Below are 23,421 nucleotides of genomic sequence, written 5' to 3' on the forward strand. Positions count from 1 at the left end.
GTTTTTCCGAGAATGCCAAGGGATAAAAACTTTAGCGAAATTGTTGCTTTTTTGTTCTGATTTTCGTCTGGCGCACTTCACTTTGACTGCGGTCTTATCCATATTCGGACCATGGCCAGATCTCCGAAAAAATCTCCCGTCCGTAACAATGACAACCCATCGCAGGATGAGGCAGGATCGCCGTATGCTGCTGGGTTTGAAGAGTCACCGCAGGCAGCTTTTGAAGGAGCGCCCTTGAGCGGGAGTGTCGCAGATTGGGTGAAGCAGCTGGAAGCGCAAGCGGAAGCGGGGGGCATCGAAAGCCAAAGGGAACTCGCTTCCAAGGCTGGCAAGCACCGCAAGAAGATCGAGATCGAAGCGCGCAGGCATGCCGAAAAGATTGCGCTTGAGAAGAGCACGGGCCGCAAGACTGAGGCCGCCGAACCCGTAAAGGCCGGTCGCACTGCCAAGGCCAAGAGCGAAGACGGCGGCAGCGCCATGCGCACCTCACGCGGCGTATCCATTGGCGCGTCATCCGATCCGGCCACGCGCGCCGCTGCCGGTCTCAACCCGGTGTCTGGCATGGATACCTCGCTTGAAGAGGCGCAGAGCCTTGCACCAGGCGCTGTGACGGCGACAGTAGAGGCGCTGTCGGCGCTGATCGAAAGCGGCAATCCGCTGTTCAAGGGCGGTAAGATCTGGGCGCCACATCGCCCAGCCCGGCCGGAAAAATCCGAAGGTGGTATCCCGATCCGCATGGTGTCGGATTACGAGCCTGCGGGCGATCAGCCAACGGCAATCAAGGATCTGGTGGAAGGTATCGACGCCGGGGAGCGCAGTCAGGTTCTGCTCGGTGTGACTGGTTCCGGCAAGACCTTCACCATGGCCAAGGTGATCGAGGCGACCCAGCGGCCAGCGGTGATTCTGGCGCCGAACAAGACGCTGGCGGCCCAGCTTTATTCGGAATTCAAACATTTCTTCCCCGACAATGCGGTGGAATATTTCGTTTCCTACTATGATTACTATCAGCCGGAAGCCTATGTGCCGCGCTCCGATACGTTTATCGAGAAGGAAAGCTCGATCAACGAACAGATCGACCGGATGCGCCACGCCGCCACCCGCGCTATCCTGGAACGGGACGATTGTATCATCGTCGCCTCGGTGTCCTGCATCTACGGTATCGGCTCGGTTGAAACCTATACGGCCATGACCTTCCAGATGTCGGTCGGCGACCGGATCGACCAGCGGCAATTGCTGGCCGACCTCGTGGCGCAGCAATACAAGCGGCAGGATATCAATTTCGTGCGTGGTTCTTTCCGGGTGCGGGGCGATACGATTGAAATCTTCCCCGCCCACTTGGAGGATGCCGCCTGGCGCATTTCGATGTTCGGCGACGAGATCGATGCGATTACAGAATTCGATCCTCTGACCGGCCATAAGACCGGCGATATGAAATCGGTGAAGATCTATGCCAATTCGCACTATGTCACGCCGCGCCCGACGCTGAACGGGGCGATCAAAGCAATCAAGGAGGAGTTGAAGCAGCGGCTGGCCGAGCTGGAAAAGGGCGGACGTCTGCTGGAGGCGCAAAGGCTGGAGCAGCGCACCCGCTACGATATCGAAATGATGGAAGCGACTGGCTCCTGCGCGGGCATCGAAAACTACTCCCGCTACCTGACGGGCCGTGCGCCCGGTGAGCCGCCGCCGACCCTGTTCGAATATATTCCCGATAACGCCTTGCTGTTCATCGATGAAAGCCATGTCTCCGTCAGCCAGATTGGCGGCATGTATCGCGGCGACTTCAGGCGAAAGGCGACGCTGGCCGAATATGGCTTCCGGCTGCCGTCCTGCATGGACAACCGGCCATTGCGATTTGAGGAATGGGACGCCATGCGTCCGCCGACCGTCGCGGTCTCGGCGACACCCGGCAGTTGGGAACTCGAACAGTCGGGCGGCGTGTTTGCCGAGCAGGTCATTCGCCCGACCGGCCTGATCGATCCGCCGGTCGAAGTGCGCTCCGCCAAGACCCAGGTCGATGACGTGCTGGGTGAGATCAAGGAAACCTCGCTGAAGGGCTACCGTACGCTGGTGACGGTGCTGACCAAGCGCATGGCCGAGGATCTGACGGAATATCTGCACGAGCAGGGTGTGCGGGTGCGCTATATGCATTCGGATATCGACACGCTGGAACGCATCGAAATCCTGCGCGATCTCAGGCTCGGCGCCTTCGACGTGCTGGTTGGTATCAACCTGCTGCGCGAAGGTCTGGACATTCCCGAATGCGGCTTCGTCGCCATTCTCGATGCCGACAAGGAAGGCTTCCTGCGCTCCGAGACTTCGCTGATCCAGACGATTGGCCGCGCGGCGCGTAATGTCGATGGCAAGGTCATTCTCTACGCCGACCAGATCACTGGCTCCATGCGGCGCGCCATGGACGAAACGTCGCGTCGCCGGGAAAAGCAGGTGGCTTACAATCTTGAACACGGCATCACGCCGGAATCGGTCAAGGCGAAGATTTCCGACATTCTCGATTCGGTCTACGAGCGCGACCATGTCCGCGCCGACATTTCCGGGGCGAGCGGCAAGGGCTTTGCCGCCGGTGGTCATCTGGTCGGCAACAATCTCCAGGCCCATCTTTCGGCGCTGGAAAAACAGATGCGCGATGCCGCCGCCGACCTCGATTTCGAAACCGCCGCTCGTTTGCGCGACGAAATCAAGCGTTTGAAGGAGGTCGAGCTGGCCAGCATGGGTGATCCCGGCGAAAAGGCCGCTGCCCGGGCGCAAGAACAAGCCGTGTCCGGCCAGTCCGCTGGCGTTGCAGCAGACGATTCCCGTCAGGAATCCACTGACAACGGCTCCTATTTCGCCAAACCATCCCTGGATGATATGGGCCCCGGCACGGACACGGCCAAGCCGCTGTTTCGCAAGAACAGCCTGGATGAAATGACGGTCGGTCGGACGGAAAAGCCTGTTCCCGGCAAGCTTCCTGACAAGCCCAGCTCGAAAAGCGGCGATGTTAAAACGGACGATCCCCGTCCGATTATCCGCGCCAAATCCGGGGCCGGTTCCTACGAAGATGCTGGAGATCAGAAACGCAAGACACGCACCAAGGGAAAGACCGGTAAGCCGGGGCGGTAGGTTGGGCTCGGCTTGTTCGTCCGAAAATGCGTAAAAACAAATAGATAGAGAGTTTCACTGTTTCTGCGAGACACTGAAATTCTCGGAATTTTGTTAGAAAACGTAAAAATCGTTGACACATCTCCAGATGGATGAAAACACGACCCAACCGAAAAACGCCCCCCTTTTTCGGTTGGGTATCCTATAGCATCGTTTAAAAACCGAAACCGGTTCGATGCTATAGGATCTTGCTTACGCAACAGCCGTTTTCGCAACTCCGTCCCAAAGCCTTGTCAGGCTCTCCCATTCCAAGTCTCGAAGATGCTGCTGCATTCCCACTTTCAGAATGGTGCAAACGCTCAGATGAATCATCGACTTGAGTAAAGGAAGACGAACGATCACCGATCAATGATCGTTCGTATAAAACCTAGTGACCCTATGCAATTGGTCAACACGCGGCTAGCGCCACACCCTCGCCGCGTGGGTCATGGGCGCCTGTCAGGCTGCCATCCGGGGCGATGGTGATGGCACCTGCCTGGCCCGCGATTGGACTTTGCGGCTCAATGGGTGCCAGCTGATGACCGAGATCGGCCAGGGTATCGAGCACCGCCTGGCCGCAGTCTGCCTCAATTTTCAAACTGTCGCGGCTATCGGAAAACGTCTTTCCCAGGAGAAATCGCGGTCCGGCCAGCGCCTGGGCGGGAGGCTGCGCATAATCGATCAGCCGTGTCAGCAGCATGGCCAGGGTCTGCGGCTGGCCGTCTGCACCCTGGGTGCCGTAGATCAGCGCCGGTTTGCCGTCGCGCAGGGCAAGTCCGGGGTTGAGGGTATAGAAGGGTCTTTTTCCCGATTGCAGGCAATTGGGGCTTTGCGGATCGAGGGAGAAAGCCGCTCCCCGGTTTTGCCAGAGAATGCCGGTATCGCCGACGACAACGCCGCTGCCCCAATCGAAATAGGTGCTTTGCAGCGTGCTGACGCTTTGGCCCGCAGCGTCAGTCGCGCCGAAGAACACTGTGTCCCCGGTTCGGTAGGGATGCGGCCAGGCCAGCGCGTGGTCTGTATTGATGGCCCTGGCGGCCTGCTGCAATTGTTCTGCCGATAGCCATTCCTGCACGGGTTGATCGGCAAAATCCGGGTCGGCGATCCGGTTGCGGGTCAGGAAAGCCTGTTTTACCGCCTCTACGACCAGATGCAGATGCTGCGCACTGCCGGGAGTGAGGGTGGACAGGTCGAAATGCTGGAGAATGCCCATGATCGCAAGAGTGGAGATCCCTTGTGTCGGCGGCGGCGGCGCTAGAAGCTCCAACCCGCGATAGGATAGACGCGCCGGTTCCACCTGCCGGGTGCGTGTTGCTGCCAGATCGGCAAGAGTGATTGGCGACCCGACTGCCCGAAGCCCCTCGGCGATGCGCTGGGCAAGCGTGCCTTGGTAAAAACTGCGCGCCCCATGGCTGGCAATATTCTCCAGGGAGCGGGCAAGCGCTGGCTGGCGGAAGATCTCTCCCAAGGCAAAGGGTCGTCCATTGTTGAAAAACAGGTTGATGAAGCCTGGCCAGTCGGCAAGCATGTCCTTACGCATATCGAGCCAGAAGCCTTGCGAGAGGCTGACCGGAAACCCGTGTTGCGCATGATGAATGGCATCCTGCAACAGATCGCCAAACGCCTGTTTGCCACCCCAATACTCAGTGGAATAGCGGTGAACGGCCTCCCAGGCATCGACGGTGGCAGCGGTGGTGAGGGTTGAAAGCGGGCCGCGCAGTGGAATACTGTCACTGGTAAAATCCGGCAGTTCCAACGCTGCTTGACCGATTCCCAGGAAACAGGTCTGGCGGCCCTGCCGATCGGCCATAATCCAGACCGAGTCGCCGCCCAGGCCGCAGAAATGCGGGTAGACGACGGCAATGGTGCTGGCCATGGCGATGGACGCTTCCGCTGCCGTGCCGCCGCGCTCCAGAACAGCCAATCCGGCAGCGCTTGCCAGCGGATGCGGGCTGGTGACCATTCCAGTGTCAGGGCCGGACGCAGCGTATGTCGTTGGGGAAATGATATGAGATGAAGAGGGCATGGATACGTTCCGGCAAGAGGCGGGGAATAATTAAGTCCAAGCCTGACACGGAACACCAAATTACCGCAATCCTGACTTTGCTTTAAACCTCGTGTCCGGCCAGGAAATACGGCATGATCCGGCCCGCATTCCGCCTGTTTGATTGCCCGTCTGTTTGAAAGTCGATCTTTCCATGAGCGCCACCCTCGTCGTTTTCAATGCCCGCAATGGTCTCGGTGAGCCGGTCGATATCGTTATTGCCGGGTCTACAATTGCCGCTATCGGCGCGGCGGTGGGTGAGGGTGTTTCAACGGAAAAGCCGCGGATCGACGCGCGCGGCGGTCTGGTCCTGCCGGGCCTGGTCGATGGTCATGTGCATCTGGATAAGACGCTGATCGGCATGCCGTTCATTGCCCATATTCCCGGAGGCTCGGTCGCAGAGCGAATCCGGGCAGAAAAGGCGCTCCGTCGCTCGCTGCCCTTGCCGGTCGAGGTGCGTGGCGGCAAGCTGCTGGAGAAGATGGCCACCTATGGCACCGTTACCTGCCGTAGCCATGCCGATATCGATACGGAAGTCGGATTGGCCGGGCTGGAAGCTATCCTGTCCCTCAAGCAAAGCCATGGTCATCTGGTCGATATTCAGACGGTGGCGTTTCCGCAGTCCGGCGTCTTGGCCGATCCCGGCACTGCCGATCTGCTGGAGCAGGCGGTCAAGGCGGGTGCGGATCTGATCGGTGGTCTCGACCCAGCCGGAATAGACGATGACATTACCGGTCATCTGAACGCAATTTTTGCCATCGCCGGACGGCATGGCGTCGGGGTGGATCTGCATCTTCACGATCCGGGTCCGCTCGGCGCGTTCGAAATCCGCCAGATCGCCAAACGGGCTTTGGCGCATGGTCTTCATGGCAAATGCGCCGTCAGCCATGCCTATTGCCTGGGCGCGCTGGATGATATGGATTTCGGGCGCACGGCGGAAGCGCTGGCGCGCGCCGATGTGGCGATCATGACCACCGGTCCTGGCGATACCAGCATGCCGCCGATCAAGCGGCTGAAGGCTGCGGGCGTGCGGGTGTTTTCCGGCAATGACAACATCCGCGATGCCTGGTCGCCGCTCGGCAATGGCGATCTCCTGGAGCGGGCCAGCATTCTCTGTGACCGGCAGAACTTCCGCGCCGATGCCGATCTTGAACATGCCTTCGCGCTGGTCAGTACGCTCTCGGCTGAGGTTTTGGGGCGCAGCAGTGCGGCCCTCGGCAAAGGGAGCCCAGCCGATTTTATCATCCTGCCAGTCGCCTCGATTGCCGAAGCCGTGGCGGCGCGCCCGATGGAGCGCATGGTGTTCAAGGCGGGTGTGCTGATTGCCAGCAACGGTAATCTCGTCGCCTTGTGACGGTCGCTCATCCATGGGATATCGTTTGCGGATAGAAAGAGATTTCATGCGGCAGAGACGGTGGCTGGATGATTGTCAGCCAAAGAGGGGAATGAAAACGCATGGCGATTGATTTCGTGTTGCGCCGCGCCAGGCTGCCGATGTCGGCGCAGCCGCTGGACATCGCCTTCGAGGCGGGGCGGATTGTTGCGCTGGAGCCGGATTTCCGTTGCGATGCGCCGCAGGAGGATGCGGCGGGCCGGTTGGTCTGCGCCGGGTTGATCGAAACCCACCTGCATCTCGACAAGGCAGGGATCATCGGGCGCTGCCGGGTGTGTAGCGGAACACTGGCGGAAGCTGTGTCGGAGACCTCGAAAGCCAAGCAGGCCTTTACCGAGGAAGATGTCTATACCCGCGCCGCCGATGTCGTGGACCGGGCCATTGTGCACGGCACGACCCGGATCAGGACCTTCGTCGAAATCGATCCGCGCGCCGGTTTCCGGTCATTTTCGGCGATCCGCAAGCTGAAGGCCGATTACGCCCATCTGATCGATATCGAAATCTGCGCCTTTGCTCAGGAAGGCTTGACCAATGAGCCGGAAACCCAGCGGATGCTGGAAATCGCCTTGTCGCAAGGAGCCGATTTGATTGGTGGCTGCCCTTACACCGATCCAAGGCCCGCCGAGCATATTTCCCGAATTTTCGAGCTGGCCCAGCGCTTCGATATACCTGTCGATTTCCACCTCGATTTCGATCTCGATCCTTCCGGGTCCAACCTGCCGACGGTGATTGCCCAGACGTTGGCGCGGGGTTACCAAGGCAAAGTGTCTGTTGGCCATGTCACCAAGCTTTCCGCTATTTCTCCCGACGAAGTGGAGCGGGTGGCAAAGCAATTGGCCGAAGCGGGTATTACCGTGACGGTTCTGCCCGCTACCGATCTTTTCCTGACCGGTCGGGATATCGATCACTTGTGTCCAAGGGGCATTGCACCCGCGCATCTTCTGGCGCGCCAGGGGGTGAACGTCACCATCTCGACCAATAATGTCCTCAACCCGTTTACGCCGTTCGGCGATGTCTCGCTGATGCGCATGGCCAATCTCTACGCCAATGTTGCCCAACTGGCGACGCCTGCGGATCTGAACCAGGTCTTCGAGATGATCACCCGTTTTCCAGCCCGGCTGATGGGGCTGGATGAACAGCTGAAGGTCGGGGCTGCGGCTGATCTTGTCCTGTTTGATGCCACCTCCGGTGCCGAGGCCGTGGCGACGATTGCGCCTGCGGTGACAGGTTGGAAAAGCGGGGTAAAGACCTTCGAGCGCAAGCCGCCGCAGCTCTATCGGTGACATCGAAATGTTGGAATGCGGTCATCTCTCCGTCATGTTTTCATGCTGATGTCCGCCCGACTCTCCATTAGGGTTTTTCCTTCTATTTCAGGAGCTTGCATGCGTTTTTTATTCCTGCCAGCTGTGGTTGCTGCCATGACCGTTTCTTCCCTGAGCCTTGCTGCCACGCCCGCCTCCTGGCCGGATACGCCCGTGTCGCGGTTACAGGCATTGGCCGTATTGCAAACGCTGAATGCCGACCTGCTGAGCCATGACAGTGCCACGCTGACGCTGGACCGCTGGTGCAGCACCCACAAGCTGGCGGATGGAGCAAAAATTGTTGCCGAGCGGGTAAAGGATGTCGACAAGCCCGCCACGGGTGAGATCCGCGCCGCCCTCAAGGTCGCGGATGGCGATAAGGTCGGCTATCGTCGGGTACGGCTGAAATGCGGCGATCGTATCCTGTCTGAAGCCGACAACTGGTATGTACCGGCCCGGCTGACGGATGACATGAACAAAGTGCTCGACACGACGGACGGTGCGTTTGGCCGTGTGGTGCAGCCGCTGCATTTCCAGCGGCACACGATGTCTGCCGAGCTGTTGTGGAAGCCGCTGCCGGACGGATGGGAAATGGGCGGCGCGTTGCCACCGGCCAGTGGCAATTCCTTGTCGGTGCCCGACTATGTTCTTCAGCACAAGGCATTGCTGAGTGTGCCGGATGGAACGCCGATCAGTATGGTGGTGGAAACCTATCGCCGCGACCTGCTTGATTTTACGCCGCCGAAGCTCGATACCAACTAATATAACCGCTCCACAGTGAGTTTTTAGCATGTCGAATACAAATGTCCGTCTAGTCGATCATCTGGTGCTGCCAGTGGTAACGCTGGAGGCGGCGAGAAGCCGCCTGACCGCTCTTGGCTTTACGGTCGCGCCGGATGGGCGCCATCCGTTCGGCACGGTCAATGCCTGCCTATTTCTGGCCGATGGGATCTATCTGGAACCGCTGGCGATCAGCGACCATGAGGCTGTGGACGCCGCCATTGCCAAGGGCAATGTCTTCATCGCGCGTGATCGCACCTTCAGGCAGATGTACAGCCAGGGTCTTTCGGCTGTTGTCACCGCATCGCAGGACGCCAAGGCGGATCACGCGGCCTTTGTCGCAGCCGGCATGACAGGTGGCGACATGCTGGAATTTTCAAGGCCGATGCGCCTGCCGGATGGGAGCGAGACTGTTGCGCGCTTTCACCTTGCCTTTTCAGCGCGGGAGGTTGAGCCTTTTTTTCTATTCACATGCGAGCGGGTCAATCCGTTGCCTGCTGACAGGAAAGCACTCGAAACCCATGCCAATGGCGTCATCGGTTTGACGCGGGTGTTTTTCTATGCGCCGAAGCCAGCGCTTTATGCCAGTTGGTTACAAACCATATTGGGCGTAGCAGCCAGAGAAACCACCAATGGATTGGCCTTCGACGCCGCCAATCTGTCGATGGAAATCATTTCCGGCGAGACGAAGAACAAGGCCCTGGTGGCGGAGGCGCTGGTGTTTACGGTTGCCGATCTTGAGGTGACAGCGGCGGTTCTGGCTGCTAATGGCGTTGCCCATGAGAGACTAGCGGGCGGCATTACCGTCCCGGCCGCGCCCGGACAGGGCGTTGCCTTTCTGTTTGAGGAGAATACGCCATGACCGCTTCTGCCCTGCCGAATGCAACCGTCACCATTGGCGAAGGCGCCAAGACGGTCTCCTTCTCCAACAGTGCGAAAATTTCGCTGATCTGCGGTCCCTGCCAGATGGAAAGCCGCGAGCACGCTTTCATGATGGCGGGCTCGATCAAGGAAATCTGCGACAAACTCGGCATTGGCCTCGTCTACAAATCCTCTTTCGATAAGGCAAACCGCACCTCGCTGAAGGCCGGGCGGGGCATTGGCATCGAGCAGGGTCTGGCGATCTTCTCTGACCTTAAAAAGGAATTCGGCTTTCCTGTCCTGACTGACATTCACAGCGAAGACCAGTGCGCCGAGGTGGCTGAAGTGGTTGATGTGTTGCAGATCCCTGCTTTTCTGTGCCGCCAGACCGATCTTCTGGTGGCTGCGGCAAAAACGGGCCGGGCGATCAATGTCAAGAAGGGCCAGTTTCTAGCGCCTTGGGACATGAAGAACGTGATGGAAAAGATCACGCTGTCCGGCAACCCCAATGTCATGCTCTGCGAGCGCGGCGCTTCCTTCGGCTATAACACGCTGGTCTCCGACATGCGCTCGCTGCCGATCATGGCAGGCATGGGTGCGCCGGTGATCTTCGATGCCACACACTCGGTGCAGCAGCCGGGCGGGCAGGGCGGCTCGACCGGTGGCCAGCGCGAATTCGTGGAAACACTGGCACGCGCCGCCGTGGCGGTTGGCGTCGCGGGTCTCTTCATCGAGTCGCATCAGGACCCTGACAATGCGCCGTCTGACGGTCCCAATATGGTTTATCTGAAGGACCTTGAGCGCTTGCTGGAAAAGCTGCTGGCGTTTGACGCCGTCACCAAGGCCGCCTGACCTGGACCATGTCATTGTAATTTTCAATTCATCGGCTAAGACAGGGCGAACAGAGCCTTGTCCAGCCTTTACAGCAGGGAGTGACCATGACCGCTATTACCGACATTATTGCCCGCGAGATTCTCGACAGCCGCGGCAATCCGACCGTCGAAGTCGATGTCTATCTGGAAGATGGCAGCATGGGCCGCGCCGCGGTTCCGTCGGGCGCATCCACCGGCGCCCATGAAGCCGTTGAGCTGCGTGATGGCGGCAAGCGTTATCTGGGCAAGGGCGTCGAAAAGGCCGTCGAAGCCGTCAACAGCGAAATCTATGACGCCATCGGCGGCCATGACGCTGAAAACCAGATCCAGATCGACACGATCATGCGCGAGCTGGACGGCACGCCAAACAAGTCGCGTCTCGGCGCCAATGCCATTCTCGGCGTTTCGCTGGCGGTTGCCAAGGCGGCTGCAGAAGCCTCCGGCCTGCCGCTCTATCGCTATGTCGGTGGCCCTAATGCCCGTATCCTGCCTGTGCCAATGATGAACATCATCAATGGCGGCGCCCATGCCGACAATCCGATCGACTTCCAGGAATTCATGATCATGCCTGTCGGTGCGGAGAATATCCGTGACGCCGTGCGCATGGGCTCGGAAGTGTTCCATACGCTGAAGAAGGAACTTTCGGCACAGGGCTTCAACACCAATGTCGGTGATGAAGGCGGCTTCGCACCTGGCTTGAAGAGTGCACCGGAAGCACTTGATTTCATCATGAAATCGATTGAGAAGGCTGGTTACCGACCGGGCGAAGACATGTATCTGGCGCTCGACTGCGCTTCGACCGAATTCTTCAAGGACGGCAAGTATGTTATGGAAGGCGAAGGCCGCACGCTGGAGCCGGAAGCCATGGCTGACTATCTGGCTGAGCTGGCTGCCAAATACCCGATCATCTCCATCGAAGACGGTATGGCCGAAGACGATTGGGACGGCTGGAAATATCTGACCGACAAGATCGGTGCGACGACCCAGCTGGTTGGCGACGATCTGTTCGTCACCAATTCCGCCCGCCTGCGCGACGGTATTCGCATGGGTGTCGCTAATTCGATCCTCGTCAAGGTCAACCAGATCGGTTCGCTGTCGGAAACCCTGGATGCGGTTGAGACCGCGCACAAGGCTGCCTATACCGCCGTCATGTCGCATCGTTCGGGCGAAACCGAAGACTCGATCATTGCCGACCTGTCGGTTGCCACCAATTGCGGACAGATCAAGACCGGCTCGCTGTCGCGCTCCGACCGGCTGGCCAAGTACAACCAGCTGATCCGTATCGAGGAACTGCTTGGACCGCAGGCCGCTTATGCCGGTACGTCCATTTTGAAGGCCTGATCCGGCGAGCGGAGCTGGTTGTTCCGCAACGATTTTTCACTCAAGCCCGCGCCGTGCAAACGGTGCGGGCTTTTTGCATTGAGCAGAGGCTGAACTTTTTCGTAACAAGGTCAATACTCGGTTAAGCAAATGGCTCTAATGTCGATGCAAAGATGTTGTGCGTTGCAAGGCCAAATCGAGAATGTGGACACGTCACCATAAGAACCGTAAATTTGGACGTCTGGTCCTTCCCGCCGTTACCATCGCCTTTATCGGCTATTTCGGCTATCACAGCATTCATGGCGATTACGGGTTGAAGGCCGGCGAGCATTTCGATGTCGTGCGGGCTGAGCGGAGCAAGGAACTGGCGGCGCTCATTCACGACCGCAAGAAGCTGGAAACTCAGGTAAAACTGCTCAGCGACGGCTCGCTTGAGCGCGATATGATCGATGAAAAAGCCCGCTATCAGCTGAACATGTCCCGTCCTGATGAGATCGTCATTTTCAATCGCTAGTGTGAATCATTCCATTCGCGACAATGCCCGTGATATTTAGGGGATTGTTGATTAACTGAAATCCAGTTAATCGCAAAAAATTATTAAATATCTGGTGTTTATACGGAATGGAAGGCATGCATTTAATGCATTGCGGCCTGTCCCATTCTTGCATATGGTGTGTGCCAATCAAAAACCCTTACACAACTCAGGGAGGGATGAATGGCACCGCGCAAAAACGCGACTGCTTCAGGCCGCAAACCGGCAGCAAAGCCTGCAAAAGGCGATTTCGCTGTTGGGACGATTGAAGAATTCGACCGCGAAAAGGAGCTGAAAGCCTATCGCGAAATGCTTCTGATCCGCCGCTTCGAGGAAAAGGCCGGTCAGCTTTACGGCATGGGCTTCATCGGCGGTTTCTGTCACCTCTACATTGGCCAGGAAGCTGTCGTTGTCGGCATGCAGATGGCGCTGAAGCTCGGCGACCAGGTCATTACCGGCTATCGTGACCACGGCCATATGCTGGCTTGCGGTATGAGCGCACGCGGTGTGATGGCCGAACTGACCGGACGTCGCGGCGGCTTGTCCAAGGGCAAGGGCGGCTCCATGCATATGTTCTCCAAGGAGAAGCATTTCTACGGTGGCCACGGCATCGTCGGTGCCCAGGTGTCGCTTGGCACGGGTCTGGCCTTCGCCAACAAGTATCGCGGCAATGACAATGTCTCTCTCGCCTATTTCGGCGATGGCGCGGCCAATCAGGGCCAGGTCTACGAGAGCTTCAACATGGCGCGTCTGTGGAACCTGCCGGTGATCTATGTGATTGAGAACAACCGCTATGCCATGGGGACATCCGTTGCCCGCGCCTCGGCGCAGACGGATTTCTCCCAGCGCGGCGTGTCCTTCAACATCCCCGGCTTCAAGGTGGATGGCATGGATGTGCGCGCCGTTAAGGCGGCTGCCGTCCAGGCTGTCGAGCATTGCCGCGCCGGCAAGGGCCCGGTCATCCTGGAAATGGAAACCTATCGCTACCGCGGTCACTCCATGTCCGACCCGGCCAAATACCGCTCCAAGGACGAAGTGCAGAAAATGCGCTCCGAGCATGACCCGATCGAACAGGTCCGGCTGCGTCTCCTGGAAAAGGGTTGGGCCAGTGAAGACGATCTCAAGCTGATCGACAAGGACGTGCGCGACATCGTCGCCGACAGCGCCGATTTCGCCCAAGCCGATCCGGAGCCGGATGCATCCGAGCTCTACACCGACATCCTGTTGTAAGCGAGAGGGAGGGTTAGCCCATGCCAGTCAATATTCTCATGCCCGCCCTGTCTCCGACAATGGAGGAAGGCACGCTGTCCAAGTGGCTGAAAGCCGAAGGCGATAGCGTAAAATCCGGCGATGTGATTGCCGAAATCGAAACCGACAAGGCAACCATGGAAGTGGAAGCCGTGGATGAAGGCGTGATCGGCAAGCTGCTGATTGAAGCCGGAACCCAGAATGTCAAGGTCAACACGCCGATTGCCGTGCTGTTGCAGGATGGTGAAAGCGCTTCCGACGTTTCCGCTCCCAAGGCTGAAGAAGCAGCAGCACCTGCCGTGCCGCAGGAAGAAAAGCCGACCGAAACCGGTTCGGCTTCTGCGCCTGTTCCGGCTCAGCCGATTTCAAGCGCTGCCAGCGATCCGTCCATTCCGGCCGGAACGGAAATGGTCTCGATGACCGTGCGTGAAGCCCTGCGCGAAGCCATGGCCGAAGAAATGCGCGCCAATGACGATGTATTCATCATCGGTGAGGAAGTGGCGGAGTACCAGGGTGCCTACAAGATCACCCAGGGCCTGCTTGCCGAATTCGGCGACCGTCGCGTGGTCGATACCCCGATCACCGAGCATGGTTTTGCTGGTGTGGCCGTGGGTGCCGCCATGGCGGGCCTGCGTCCGATCGTTGAGTTTATGACCTTCAACTTCGCCATGCAGGCGATTGACCAGATCATCAACTCGGCTGCCAAGACGCTGTATATGTCCGGCGGTCAGATGGGCGCTCCCATCGTGTTCCGTGGTCCAAACGGCGCTGCGGCCCGCGTTGGCGCCCAGCACAGCCAGGATTATGCTGCTTGGTATAGCCAGATACCCGGCCTGAAGGTGATCTCGCCCTACACGGCAGCCGATGCCAAGGGCCTGCTGAAAGCGGCGATCCGCGATCCGAATCCGGTGGTCTTCCTCGAAAACGAAATTCTCTACGGTCACAGCTTCGATGTGCCGAAGCTGGATGATTTCGTGCTGCCCATCGGCAAGGCACGCATTCACAAGACCGGCAAGGATGTCACCATCGTGTCCTGGAGCATTGGCATGACCTATGCGACCAAGGCCGTGGAAGAGCTGACCAAGCTTGGCATCGATGTCGAACTGATCGACCTGCGTACCATCCGTCCGATGGACCTGCCGACGGTAATCGAATCGGTCAAGAAGACCGGTCGTCTGGTCGTGGTGGAAGAAGGCTATCCGCAGTCGTCCGTCGGCGATTTCGTGGCCAACCGCATTCAGCGCGAAGCCTTCGATTATCTCGATGCGCCTGTTCTGACCGTGGCTGGCAAGGACGTGCCGATGCCTTACGCGGCCAACCTTGAAAAGCTCGCTCTGCCGAATGTCGGCGAAGTGGTCCAGGCCGTTAAATCCGTCTGCTACAAATAAGGGGAGGCGAGGCATATGCCGATCAATATCACCATGCCGGCCCTCTCTCCCACGATGGAAGAGGGCAATCTGGCCAAGTGGCTGGTCAAGGAAGGCGATACCGTCAAATCCGGCGACGTGATCGCCGAGATTGAAACCGACAAGGCAACCATGGAAGTGGAAGCCGTGGATGAGGGCGTCGTTGCCAAAATCGTCGTTGCCGCTGGCACCGAAGGCGTCAAGGTCAATGCGCTGATCGCCATTCTCGCCGCTGAAGGCGAGGATGTCTCGGCTGCTGCGGCTGGTGGCGGTGCATCCGCTCCGGCAAAGGCTGAGGCACCCAAGGGTGAAGCTCCAAAGGCCGAAGCTCCCGCTGCCAAGGCGGATGCTCCTGCTGCTGCCCCCCAAGCTGCCCCTCAGGCCGCTGCTCCGGCAGCCGCCTCCGGTGACCGTGTATTCTCGTCGCCACTCGCCCGTCGTCTCGCCAAGGAAGCCGGTCTTGATCTCAAGGCGATTTCCGGTACCGGTCCGAAGGGCCGGGTGGTAAAGAGCGACGTTGAAAAGGCTGTCAGCACCGGTGGTGCAAAGCCTGCTGCCGCCCCGGCGGCGTCTGGCGCGGCACCTGCCCCGGCGCTGGCCAAGGGCATGTCTGACGATGCCGTGCTCAAGCTGTTTGCCGAAGGCTCTTACGAGCTTGTGCCGCATGACGGCATGCGCAAGACCATCGCCAAGCGTTTGCAGGAGAGCAAGCAGACCATTCCGCATTTCTACGTTTCCGTGGATTGTGAACTGGATGCATTGCTTGCCCTTCGCGCCCAGCTCAACACTGCCGCTCCCGAAAAGGATGGCAAGCCGGTCTACAAGCTCTCGGTCAACGATATGGTCATCAAGGCCATGGCGCTGGCGCTGCGCGATGTGCCGGATGCCAACGTTTCCTGGACCGACACCAACATGGTCAAGCACAAGCATGCCGATGTCGGCGTGGCTGTGTCGATCCCCGGCGGCCTGATCACGCCGATCATCCGTCAGGCCGAGCTGAAGAGCCTGTCCGCCATTTCCAACGAAATGAAGGATCTGGGCGCACGCGCCAAGAGCCGCAAGCTGAAGCCTGAGGAATATCAGGGCGGCACAACAGCGGTCTCCAACATGGGCATGATGGGCGTCAAGAACTTTGCCGCCGTGGTCAACCCGCCTCATGCCACCATTCTGGCAGTCGGCGCTGGTGAAGAGCGTGTTGTCGTGAAAAAGGGCGAAATGAAAATCGCCAATGTCATGACCGTCACACTGTCCACCGACCACCGCGCGGTCGATGGAGCCTTGGGTGCCGAACTTCTCGGTGCGTTCAAACGCTACATCGAAAACCCGATGGGCATGCTGGTCTGATGAAATTGGGGAGGGGTGGCTTTATCCGCCTTTCCCCTCTCGTTTCCGCAAGGTGGGCCACGAATGAAAACCATTCTCGCATACGGCGACAGTCTGACCTGGGGATACGACCCAGTCGCGCTAGGCCGTCACGCCCATGAGGACCTCTGGACCAGCGTGTTGCAAAAGGCGCTTGGTCATGGTGTCAGGGTGATTGCCGAGGGTTTGAACGGGCGCACGACTGCTTATGACGATCATCTGGCGGATTGCGACCGCAATGGTGTGAGGCTGTTGCCGAGCATTCTTGAAACCCACAAGCCGCTGGATCTGGTGATCCTGATGCTGGGTACCAATGATTTGAAGCGCGGCATTCAGGGAACGGCGATTGGGGCGACAAGCGGCATCAAGCGGTTGGTCAAGCTGGTCCATCAGCATGACTGGGGCTTCGATTTCGAAGGCCCGGATGTGCTGATTGTTTCGCCGCCGCCGATCCGCGAAACCGCCAATGTGATGTTCGGTGCGATGTTCAATCATTCCATCGAAGAAGGTGGAATGCTGGCCAGCATGTACCGCGATGCGGCGGATGAACTGGGCTGTGGCTTTTTTGATGCCGGTTCGGTGGCCAAGACCACGACGATAGATGGCATTCATCTCGATGCTGACAATACCCGCGCCATCGGGCGCGGTCTGGAGCCTGTGGTGCGGATGATGCTGGGCCTGTGAAGGGAAAGCATCGACGGCAACACGGGTTGATTGGAATCAATGAACGACAATGCGGCGGGTTTAAAATGATCTTGCAACCTTGAAGGGGGAAAGATCATGTCCAACACACCGCATGAACTGGCAGAGGAATTTCCGGAATTTGTGACTCTGATGCGGCATTTGAAGGAAACGGACGGCCATTTCGTCCGGCTGTTCGATGCCTATCACGAGATCAACCGGCAGGTTCACCGCGCTGAAACCGATATAGAGCCGCTCGACGACTTCCATATGGAAGACCTCAGGAAGAAGCGGATGCGGCTCAAGGATGAAATCTACGGGATGCTGGTTCGTCACGAACCGGAGGCCGAGACACCGGCATTATAAAGCCGGTTGCGCTTCCAGTCCCGTCACGGGTTGGGCCGAGAGGCGCAACCCCAAGGAAACCGAGGAGTGGAAGCGCCTATGTCGAATGCTTATGACGTCATCATCATCGGGTCCGGCCCTGGCGGCTATGTGACTGCGATCCGTGCAGCACAGCTTGGCCTGAAAATCGCGATTGTCGAGCGCGAGCATCTTGGCGGCATCTGCCTCAACTGGGGCTGTATCCCCACCAAGGCGCTGCTGCGGTCGGCGGAAATTCTCGATCATGCCAATCACGCCAAGAGCTACGGCCTGACGCTGAACGGCACGATGACCGCCGATGTGAAAGACGTTGTTGCCCGGTCGCGCGGCGTATCGGCCCGTCTTAACGGCGGCGTTGCCTATTTGATGAAGAAGAACAAGATCGATGTGATCTGGGGTGAGGCCAAGCTCACCAAGCCAAACGAGATCGTCGTCGGCGCATCGTCCAAGCCTGCCGTGCAGCCGCAAAATCCGGTTCCGAAGGGCGTTCTGGGTGAGGGCACCTATACGGCCAAGCATATCATCGTCGCCACCGGCGCGCGTCCGCGTGCTCTTCCCGGCACCGAGCCGGATGGCAAGCTGATCTGGACCTATTTCGAGGCGATGAAGCCGGATTTCATGCCGAAATCCATCGTCGTCATGGGCTCAGGCGCCATCGGCATCGAGTTTGCGTCCTTCTATCGCTCCATGGGTGTCGATGTCACCGTGGTTGAGCTGATGGCCAATATCATGCCGGTCGAGGACGTGGAAATCTCCACCATCGCCCGCAAGGCTCTGGAAAAGCGCGGCTTGAAGATCATCACCGAGGCCAAGGTTTCCAAGGTCGAAAAGGGTGCCAATTCCATCACCGCTCATGTCGAGACCAAGGATGGCAAGGTGCAGCAGATTACGGCTGACCGGCTGATCTCGGCTGTCGGCGTGCAGGGCAATATCGAAAATCTCGGTCTGGAAGCTTTGGGCGTCAAGACGGATCGCGGCTGCATCGTCATTGATGGCTATGGCAAGACCAATGTGCCGGGCCTTTATGCCATCGGCGATGTTGCCGGTCCGCCAATGCTGGCCCATAAGGCCGAGCATGAAGGCGTGGTCTGCATCGAAAAGATCGCCGGTCTGCCGCATGTCCATCCCATGAACAAGTCTCTGATTCCTGGCTGCACCTATTGCAATCCGCAGGTCGCCTCGGTTGGTCTCACGGAAGCCAAGGCGAAGGAACAGGGCCGCGAGATCCGCGTCGGTCGCTACAATTTCAACGCCAATGGCAAGGCCATCGCGCTTGGTGAAGACAATGGCATGATCAAGACGATCTTCGACAAGAAGACCGGCGAATTGATCGGTGCGCATATGGTCGGCGCGGAAGTGACCGAGCTGATCCAGGGCTTCGTGGTCGCCATGAACCTGGAGACGACAGAAGAAGAGCTGATGCACACCATCTTCCCGCATCCGACACTGTCGGAAATGATGAAGGAAAGCGTGCTTGATGCCTATGGCAAGGTGCTGAACGCCTGACCCGTCGGACAGTGACATTGCGAGACATTGCCCGGCTCGCTATATAGGGGCGGGCAACAGAGGATAGACGATGGAAAATGTGGGCTGGTTGACGGCGATCTTCGTGGGTGGTCTGGCCGGATGGCTGGCAGGCAAGTTGATGGACATGCGCTTCGGCATTTTCATGAACATCGTCATCGGCATTATCGGCTCGGTCATCGCCAATGCTATTTTCCGGCGCTTTGACATTTTCGTCGCCAGCGACTGGGTTGGCTATCTGATCACCAGCTTTATCGGCGCCTGTATTCTGCTGTTCGTCGCCAAGCTGGTGCGGAAATAAAGACTTTTAAAACCGCTCATCGGCGGCAAAGGAAACACGATGGTTACCATCCTCGATAGAACCAAGCCGGACGACAAGCGCATCCGCCACCCGGAGAAGGCTCACAAGCCGGATACGGAAGTGCTGCGCAAGCCGGAATGGATCAGGGTGAAAGCTCCGACCTCCAAGGGCTATCAGGAAACCCGCGAACTGGTGCGTTCCCACAAGCTGGTCACCGTCTGCGAAGAAGCGGGCTGCCCGAATATCGGCGAGTGCTGGGAAAAGAAGCACGCCACCTTCATGATCATGGGTGAGATTTGCACCCGCGCCTGCGCCTTCTGCAATGTGGCGACCGGCAAGCCGAATGCGCTTGACCGCGAAGAGCCTGCCAATGTGGCCAAGGCCGTGCGCCAAATGGGCCTGTCGCATGTGGTCATCACGTCCGTGGACCGCGATGACCTGGCCGATGGCGGCGCCGAGCATTTCGAACAGGTGATCTGGGCCATCCGCGAGGCTTCGCCCGCCACGACCATCGAAATCCTGACGCCGGACTTTTTGAAAAAGCCCGGTGCGCTGGAGCGTGTCGTTGCCGCCAAGCCCGACGTCTTCAACCACAATATGGAAACCGTTCCGGGCAATTACCTCACGGTCCGTCCGGGCGCCCGTTATTTCCACTCTGTCCGGTTGTTGCAGCGGGTCAAGGAACTCGACCCGACAATGTTTACCAAATCCGGCATCATGGTTGGTCTTGGCGAAGAGCGTAACGAAGTGTTGCAATTGATGGACGACTTGCGCACTGCGGATGTGGATTTTCTGACCATAGGCCAATATCTCCAGCCGACCCGTAAGCACCACAAGGTGGAACGCTTCGTGACGCCGGAAGAATTCAAGTCCTATGAGGATATTGCCTATACCAAGGGCTTCCTGATGGTCGCCTCCAGCCCGCTCACCCGCTCCTCTCACCATGCCGGCGACGATTTTGCCCGGTTGAAGGCCAACCGCGAAAAGAAGCTGCTGGCGGCAGCGGAGTAGATTTCCGCTACATGATGCTTGCCGAGATTGGAGCCCGTCGCCTATAAGCGTCGGGCTTTAAAGTTTGCAGGTGATGCATGGCACGATATATCGACAAGCTTGACGATGCGGCAGCACTGTTGAACTCGGCCAAGCGCATCTGCGTGGTCGGCTGCTCCGGCAGCGGCAAGAGTACACTATCGCAAATTCTGTGCGAGCGGCTGGGCCTCGACTACATCTCCATGGATCGCGACGTCTTCTGGCTACCCGGCTGGAAGCTGAGGCCAAGGCCGGAAGCGCTTGAGTTGATGCATCAGTTCGTGGCCGGTGAGAGGTGGATTATCGACGGCAACAGCCCCGGCAGCCTGCCAGCCAGGCTGGCGCGCGCCGACATGGTGATCTGGATGCGCCCGCCGCGCCACCTATCGATCTACGGTGTTCTGTCGCGTTGGCTGAAACATCGCGGAACGGTCAGGCCAGAGATGGCGCCGGGATGTCCTGAAAAGATCGATTGGCCCTTTCTTCAATATGTCTGGAATTTCGAGGCGAAAGAAGTGCCGCAGTTTCAGGCGCAGTTTGAAAATGCGCGGGCCGACCTTCCGGTTGTCGTTCTCAGGTCGCACCGGCAGACCAATGAGTTTCTAGCGGCTTTAGGCGGGTGCCAGCGGAGGTAGACATGGTGCGTTACGTGGAGATGTCCGCCGCCGCCGGTCTTCTTGGCCGCAGTAACAGGATCATGGTTGTTGGTTGTTCGGGAGGTGGTAAGACCACCTTGTCGCAAAAACTCGCGTCTCGCTTTGGGCTCGACTATCAGTCGATCGATCGGGATGTCCGTTGGCTTCCCGGCTGGCAGCAAAGAGATAAGCACGCTCAGCGAGACATTGTTGTTGAACTGGTCTCACATGAACGCTGGGTGATGGACGGAAGCAATCCCTCGACCTTTGATTTGCGACTGCCTCGAACAGACTTGGTGATCTGGGTGAAAATGTCTCGACTGGCCTGCCTTCGAGGCATCGCTGGACGGGTGTTACGCAATTATGGAAAAGTGCGCGTTGCCATGGCCGAAGGCTGCAAGGAGCCGTTGCCTGATCGGGAATTCCTTTCTTACATCTGGAATTTCGAGCGCAAGCACGCACCGATCTTCATCCGCAATTTCGACCTTCACGGCCCGGACGTTCCAGTTCTGGTGCTGAAATCCCGCCGAGAGGTCGCGCGTTTTCTCGACCTCGTCGGCGCTTCGGGGTAGGGCGCTTCCCGCTTTATGCCGCGAAAGCTGCCGCCGGTTGCCTGCGGCTGGAAAGCACCAGCAGCGTCACGGCGGAAACGGCGGAGGCTCCCATGATATACCATGCCACGGAAGCAGCGCTGCCAGTGGTGGCCACCAGCCAGGAGGTGATGATCGGGGTCATCGCGCTGCCCAGCACGCCGGCCAGCATGTAGCAGATCGACAGGCCGGTATAGCGCACGCCGGTCTCGAACAGTTCTGACAGAAAGGTGGCAATCGGTCCGAAATTGGCAGCAAAAGCTGTCATCATCAGCAGGAATCCGAGAAGCACGCACGGCAAGCCGCCGTGGTCCATCAGCCAGAACATTGGGAAAGCAAACAGGATTTCCGCAAAAATGCCGGCCAGAATAACGTTTCGGCGACCGACCCGGTCCGAAAGCGCGCCAAACACCGGCAGAAGCACAACGCAGACCGCGCAGGCGATCAGGATCATCGCCAAGACCTGCTGTTTGGGAAAATGCAGCGTCTGCGTGCCATAGGACAGGCCGAATACCGCAATCAGATTGAAAGACGAGCCGATGGACAGGGTGGCAAAGCCGCCAAGCAGAACCTTTGCCCAATGCCGCCGCATGAGATCGGCGAGTGGCATTCGTTGCGTCTCTGCCTTTTGCCTGTGGCGGGCGAATGCTGGTGTTTCGCTCACCGACATGCGCACATAGAAGCCGATGGCGAAGAGCACGATGCTGATCAGAAACGCCACCCGCCAACCCCAGAGCAGGAAGCTCTGATCCGAGAGGGCCGAGGATAACACCAGGAAGGCGGAATTGGCCAGAAACGTACCAGCGGGAACACCGATCTGCACCCAGGACCCGTAAAGCCCGCGCTTGTTTTGCGGAGCATGTTCCACCGCCAGAAGCACGGCCCCGCCCCATTCGCCGCCCAGCGCCAGCCCTTGCAAAAGCCGCAGCACGACGAGGAGGATAGGTGCCCATACTCCGAGTGTTTCATAGCCGGGCAGCAGGCCGATGGCGAATGTGGCAATACCCATCAGGCTCAGCGACAACATCAATGTCGATTTTCGTCCCATCCTGTCGCCGAAATGGCCGAAAAGGGCTGCGCCCACCATACGCGACAGATAGGCGGAGGCGAAAGTGCTGAACGCCAGCAGCGTACCCACCAGCGGATCGACGCTGGGAAAGAAAACCTTGTTGAACACCAGAGCCGAAGCGGTGGCGAAAATGAACAGATCATACCACTCGATTGTGGTGCCGATCACGCTGGCCAGCATGACCCTGCGTAGTTCTTTGCCCTGGAGAGGTTTAGGGGTGGCTATATTGTCGTTGGTCGAGGGAGCGGCCATTGGCGGTTCCTTGCTAAAATAATTCGATTCTAAAACAGCTTAGTGACATCGTGACTTTCAATAACGGAAGGCTAGCACCTCCGGAGAGACCTTGCCACCAATCGGAAATTTCGGCCTCAATTCGTCGTGAATTTTTATCAGGATGGTAGATCCCACTGCGGTTTTGAGGAATTTCCTTGTAAATTTCTCAAACCACAGGAGCGACTTCTTGATCTTGCCGTTGCGCAGGATTAAGTGCGGCTTATGCCGAAGTTTGAAACCCGCCGTATTGTCCAGCACTCAGCCGATCGCATGTATGAGCTCGTCGCCGATGTCGAGCGCTATCCCGAATTCGTGCCGCTTTGTGAGGAGCTTGCCGTGCAATCGCGCAAGGAGCGCGACGGCAAGACTTTGCTGATCGCCAATATGACCGTGGGCTACAAGGCGATCCGCGAGACCTTCGTTTCGCAAGTCCTGCTGAAGCCGGACGAGCGGGCCATTGATGTCAAATATCTGGAAGGCCCGTTCAAATATCTCGACAATCGCTGGCGTTTTGAAGACCTCGGCGACGGCACTTGCGCGGTGAATTTCTACATCGATTACGAGTTCAAAAGCATGATTCTCGGAGCCCTGATGGGCTCGATGTTTGATCGGGCATTCCGGATGTTTTCCGAGGCGTTCGAGACCAGGGCCAATAAGGTTTATGGGACCGCTTAAAGCGCC

At 58.4% G+C, this 23,421-nt stretch carries 21 protein-coding genes; 19 read left to right on the plus strand and 2 right to left on the minus strand.

The features are described 5' to 3' along the window. Positions 1-111 precede the first annotated feature (111 nt). Positions 112-3,117 carry an excinuclease ABC subunit UvrB gene (uvrB, locus tag FS819_RS06620; RefSeq protein WP_156547827.1) on the plus strand — a complete coding sequence of 1,002 codons (3,006 nt, stop codon included), beginning with the start codon at positions 112-114 and terminating at the stop codon, positions 3,115-3,117. 427 nt (positions 3,118-3,544) lie between these two features. Here uvrB and FS819_RS06625 read toward each other — a convergent pair whose 3' ends face one another. Further along, positions 3,545-5,098, minus strand: a complete 1,554-nt coding sequence (locus tag FS819_RS06625; RefSeq protein WP_156547923.1) for a gamma-glutamyltransferase family protein — start codon at positions 5,096-5,098, stop codon at positions 3,545-3,547. A 235-nt stretch (positions 5,099-5,333) separates the two neighbouring features. Here FS819_RS06625 and FS819_RS06630 point away from each other — a divergent pair, with 235 nt between their 5' ends. The 17 genes from FS819_RS06630 to FS819_RS06710 all read left to right on the plus strand — a co-directional run bounded on the left by FS819_RS06630 (position 5,334) and on the right by FS819_RS06710 (position 21,380). Then, a complete protein-coding gene (locus FS819_RS06630) occupies positions 5,334-6,533 on the plus strand; it encodes an amidohydrolase (protein ID WP_156547826.1) in 1,200 nt (399 codons plus the stop codon). Between the two features lie 101 nt (positions 6,534-6,634). Continuing rightward, complete coding sequence (locus tag FS819_RS06635) at positions 6,635-7,855, plus strand: amidohydrolase family protein (RefSeq protein ID WP_156547825.1); 1,221 nt, start codon at positions 6,635-6,637, stop codon at positions 7,853-7,855. Positions 7,856-7,954: 99 nt separating this feature from the next. Next, entirely contained in the window at positions 7,955-8,635 is a 681-nt protein-coding gene (locus tag FS819_RS06640; protein WP_156547824.1) for a hypothetical protein, read from the plus strand. A gap of 28 nt (positions 8,636-8,663) precedes the next feature. Beyond that, positions 8,664-9,515 carry a VOC family protein gene (locus FS819_RS06645; RefSeq protein WP_156547823.1) on the plus strand — a complete coding sequence of 284 codons (852 nt, stop codon included), beginning with the start codon at positions 8,664-8,666 and terminating at the stop codon, positions 9,513-9,515. After that, positions 9,512-10,366: a 3-deoxy-8-phosphooctulonate synthase gene (gene kdsA / locus FS819_RS06650; protein ID WP_156547822.1), complete on the plus strand. Its 855-nt coding sequence runs from the start codon at positions 9,512-9,514 to the stop codon at positions 10,364-10,366. The genes FS819_RS06645 and kdsA overlap by 4 nt, the downstream gene beginning before the upstream one ends. 86 nt (positions 10,367-10,452) lie before the next feature. Then, positions 10,453-11,727, plus strand: coding sequence for a phosphopyruvate hydratase (eno, locus tag FS819_RS06655; protein WP_070164621.1), 1,275 nt, complete (start codon positions 10,453-10,455; stop codon positions 11,725-11,727). Between the two features lie 181 nt (positions 11,728-11,908). After that, complete coding sequence (locus FS819_RS06660; protein WP_015915925.1) at positions 11,909-12,220, plus strand: FtsB family cell division protein; 312 nt, start codon at positions 11,909-11,911, stop codon at positions 12,218-12,220. Positions 12,221-12,421: 201 nt separating this feature from the next. After that, complete coding sequence (gene pdhA, locus FS819_RS06665) at positions 12,422-13,468, plus strand: pyruvate dehydrogenase (acetyl-transferring) E1 component subunit alpha (RefSeq protein WP_156547821.1); 1,047 nt, start codon at positions 12,422-12,424, stop codon at positions 13,466-13,468. Positions 13,469-13,488: 20 nt separating this feature from the next. Then, entirely contained in the window at positions 13,489-14,874 is a 1,386-nt protein-coding gene (locus FS819_RS06670) for a pyruvate dehydrogenase complex E1 component subunit beta (RefSeq protein WP_156629730.1), read from the plus strand. A gap of 15 nt (positions 14,875-14,889) precedes the next feature. Next, positions 14,890-16,236, plus strand: a complete 1,347-nt coding sequence (locus FS819_RS06675) for a pyruvate dehydrogenase complex dihydrolipoamide acetyltransferase (protein ID WP_156547819.1) — start codon at positions 14,890-14,892, stop codon at positions 16,234-16,236. 63 nt (positions 16,237-16,299) lie between these two features. Next, positions 16,300-16,938 (plus strand): SGNH/GDSL hydrolase family protein, encoded by a 639-nt coding sequence (locus tag FS819_RS06680; RefSeq protein WP_156547818.1) that lies wholly within the window; start codon positions 16,300-16,302, stop codon positions 16,936-16,938. A 96-nt stretch (positions 16,939-17,034) separates the two neighbouring features. Continuing rightward, a complete protein-coding gene (locus tag FS819_RS06685) occupies positions 17,035-17,301 on the plus strand; it encodes an HP1242/YdcH family protein (protein ID WP_015915930.1) in 267 nt (88 codons plus the stop codon). A 78-nt stretch (positions 17,302-17,379) separates the two neighbouring features. Beyond that, complete coding sequence (gene lpdA / locus FS819_RS06690; RefSeq protein ID WP_156547817.1) at positions 17,380-18,825, plus strand: dihydrolipoyl dehydrogenase; 1,446 nt, start codon at positions 17,380-17,382, stop codon at positions 18,823-18,825. A gap of 70 nt (positions 18,826-18,895) precedes the next feature. Then, on the plus strand, positions 18,896-19,144 hold the full coding sequence (locus tag FS819_RS06695) for a GlsB/YeaQ/YmgE family stress response membrane protein (protein WP_015915932.1): 249 nt from the start codon (positions 18,896-18,898) through the stop codon (positions 19,142-19,144). A 39-nt stretch (positions 19,145-19,183) separates the two neighbouring features. Continuing rightward, positions 19,184-20,155, plus strand: a complete 972-nt coding sequence (gene lipA / locus FS819_RS06700) for a lipoyl synthase (RefSeq protein WP_015915933.1) — start codon at positions 19,184-19,186, stop codon at positions 20,153-20,155. A 77-nt stretch (positions 20,156-20,232) separates the two neighbouring features. Beyond that, complete coding sequence (locus FS819_RS06705; protein ID WP_156547816.1) at positions 20,233-20,808, plus strand: P-loop NTPase family protein; 576 nt, start codon at positions 20,233-20,235, stop codon at positions 20,806-20,808. Positions 20,809-20,810: 2 nt separating this feature from the next. Beyond that, the gene (locus FS819_RS06710; protein WP_156547815.1) at positions 20,811-21,380 is read left to right on the plus strand and encodes a P-loop NTPase family protein; all 570 of its coding nucleotides are present in this window, start codon (positions 20,811-20,813) and stop codon (positions 21,378-21,380) included. Between the two features lie 13 nt (positions 21,381-21,393). On the opposite strand, the gene FS819_RS06715 is transcribed toward FS819_RS06710, so the two are convergent. After that, the gene (locus tag FS819_RS06715) at positions 21,394-22,719 is read right to left on the minus strand and encodes an MFS transporter (RefSeq protein WP_156547814.1); all 1,326 of its coding nucleotides are present in this window, start codon (positions 22,717-22,719) and stop codon (positions 21,394-21,396) included. Positions 22,720-22,962: 243 nt separating this feature from the next. Here FS819_RS06715 and FS819_RS06720 point away from each other — a divergent pair, with 243 nt between their 5' ends. Further along, entirely contained in the window at positions 22,963-23,415 is a 453-nt protein-coding gene (locus tag FS819_RS06720; RefSeq protein WP_156541647.1) for a type II toxin-antitoxin system RatA family toxin, read from the plus strand. Positions 23,416-23,421 lie beyond the last annotated feature (6 nt).

This window comes from Allorhizobium sp. Av2 (assembly GCF_021462805.2).
Classification (GTDB): Bacteria; Pseudomonadota; Alphaproteobacteria; order Rhizobiales; family Rhizobiaceae; genus Allorhizobium; species Allorhizobium vitis_G.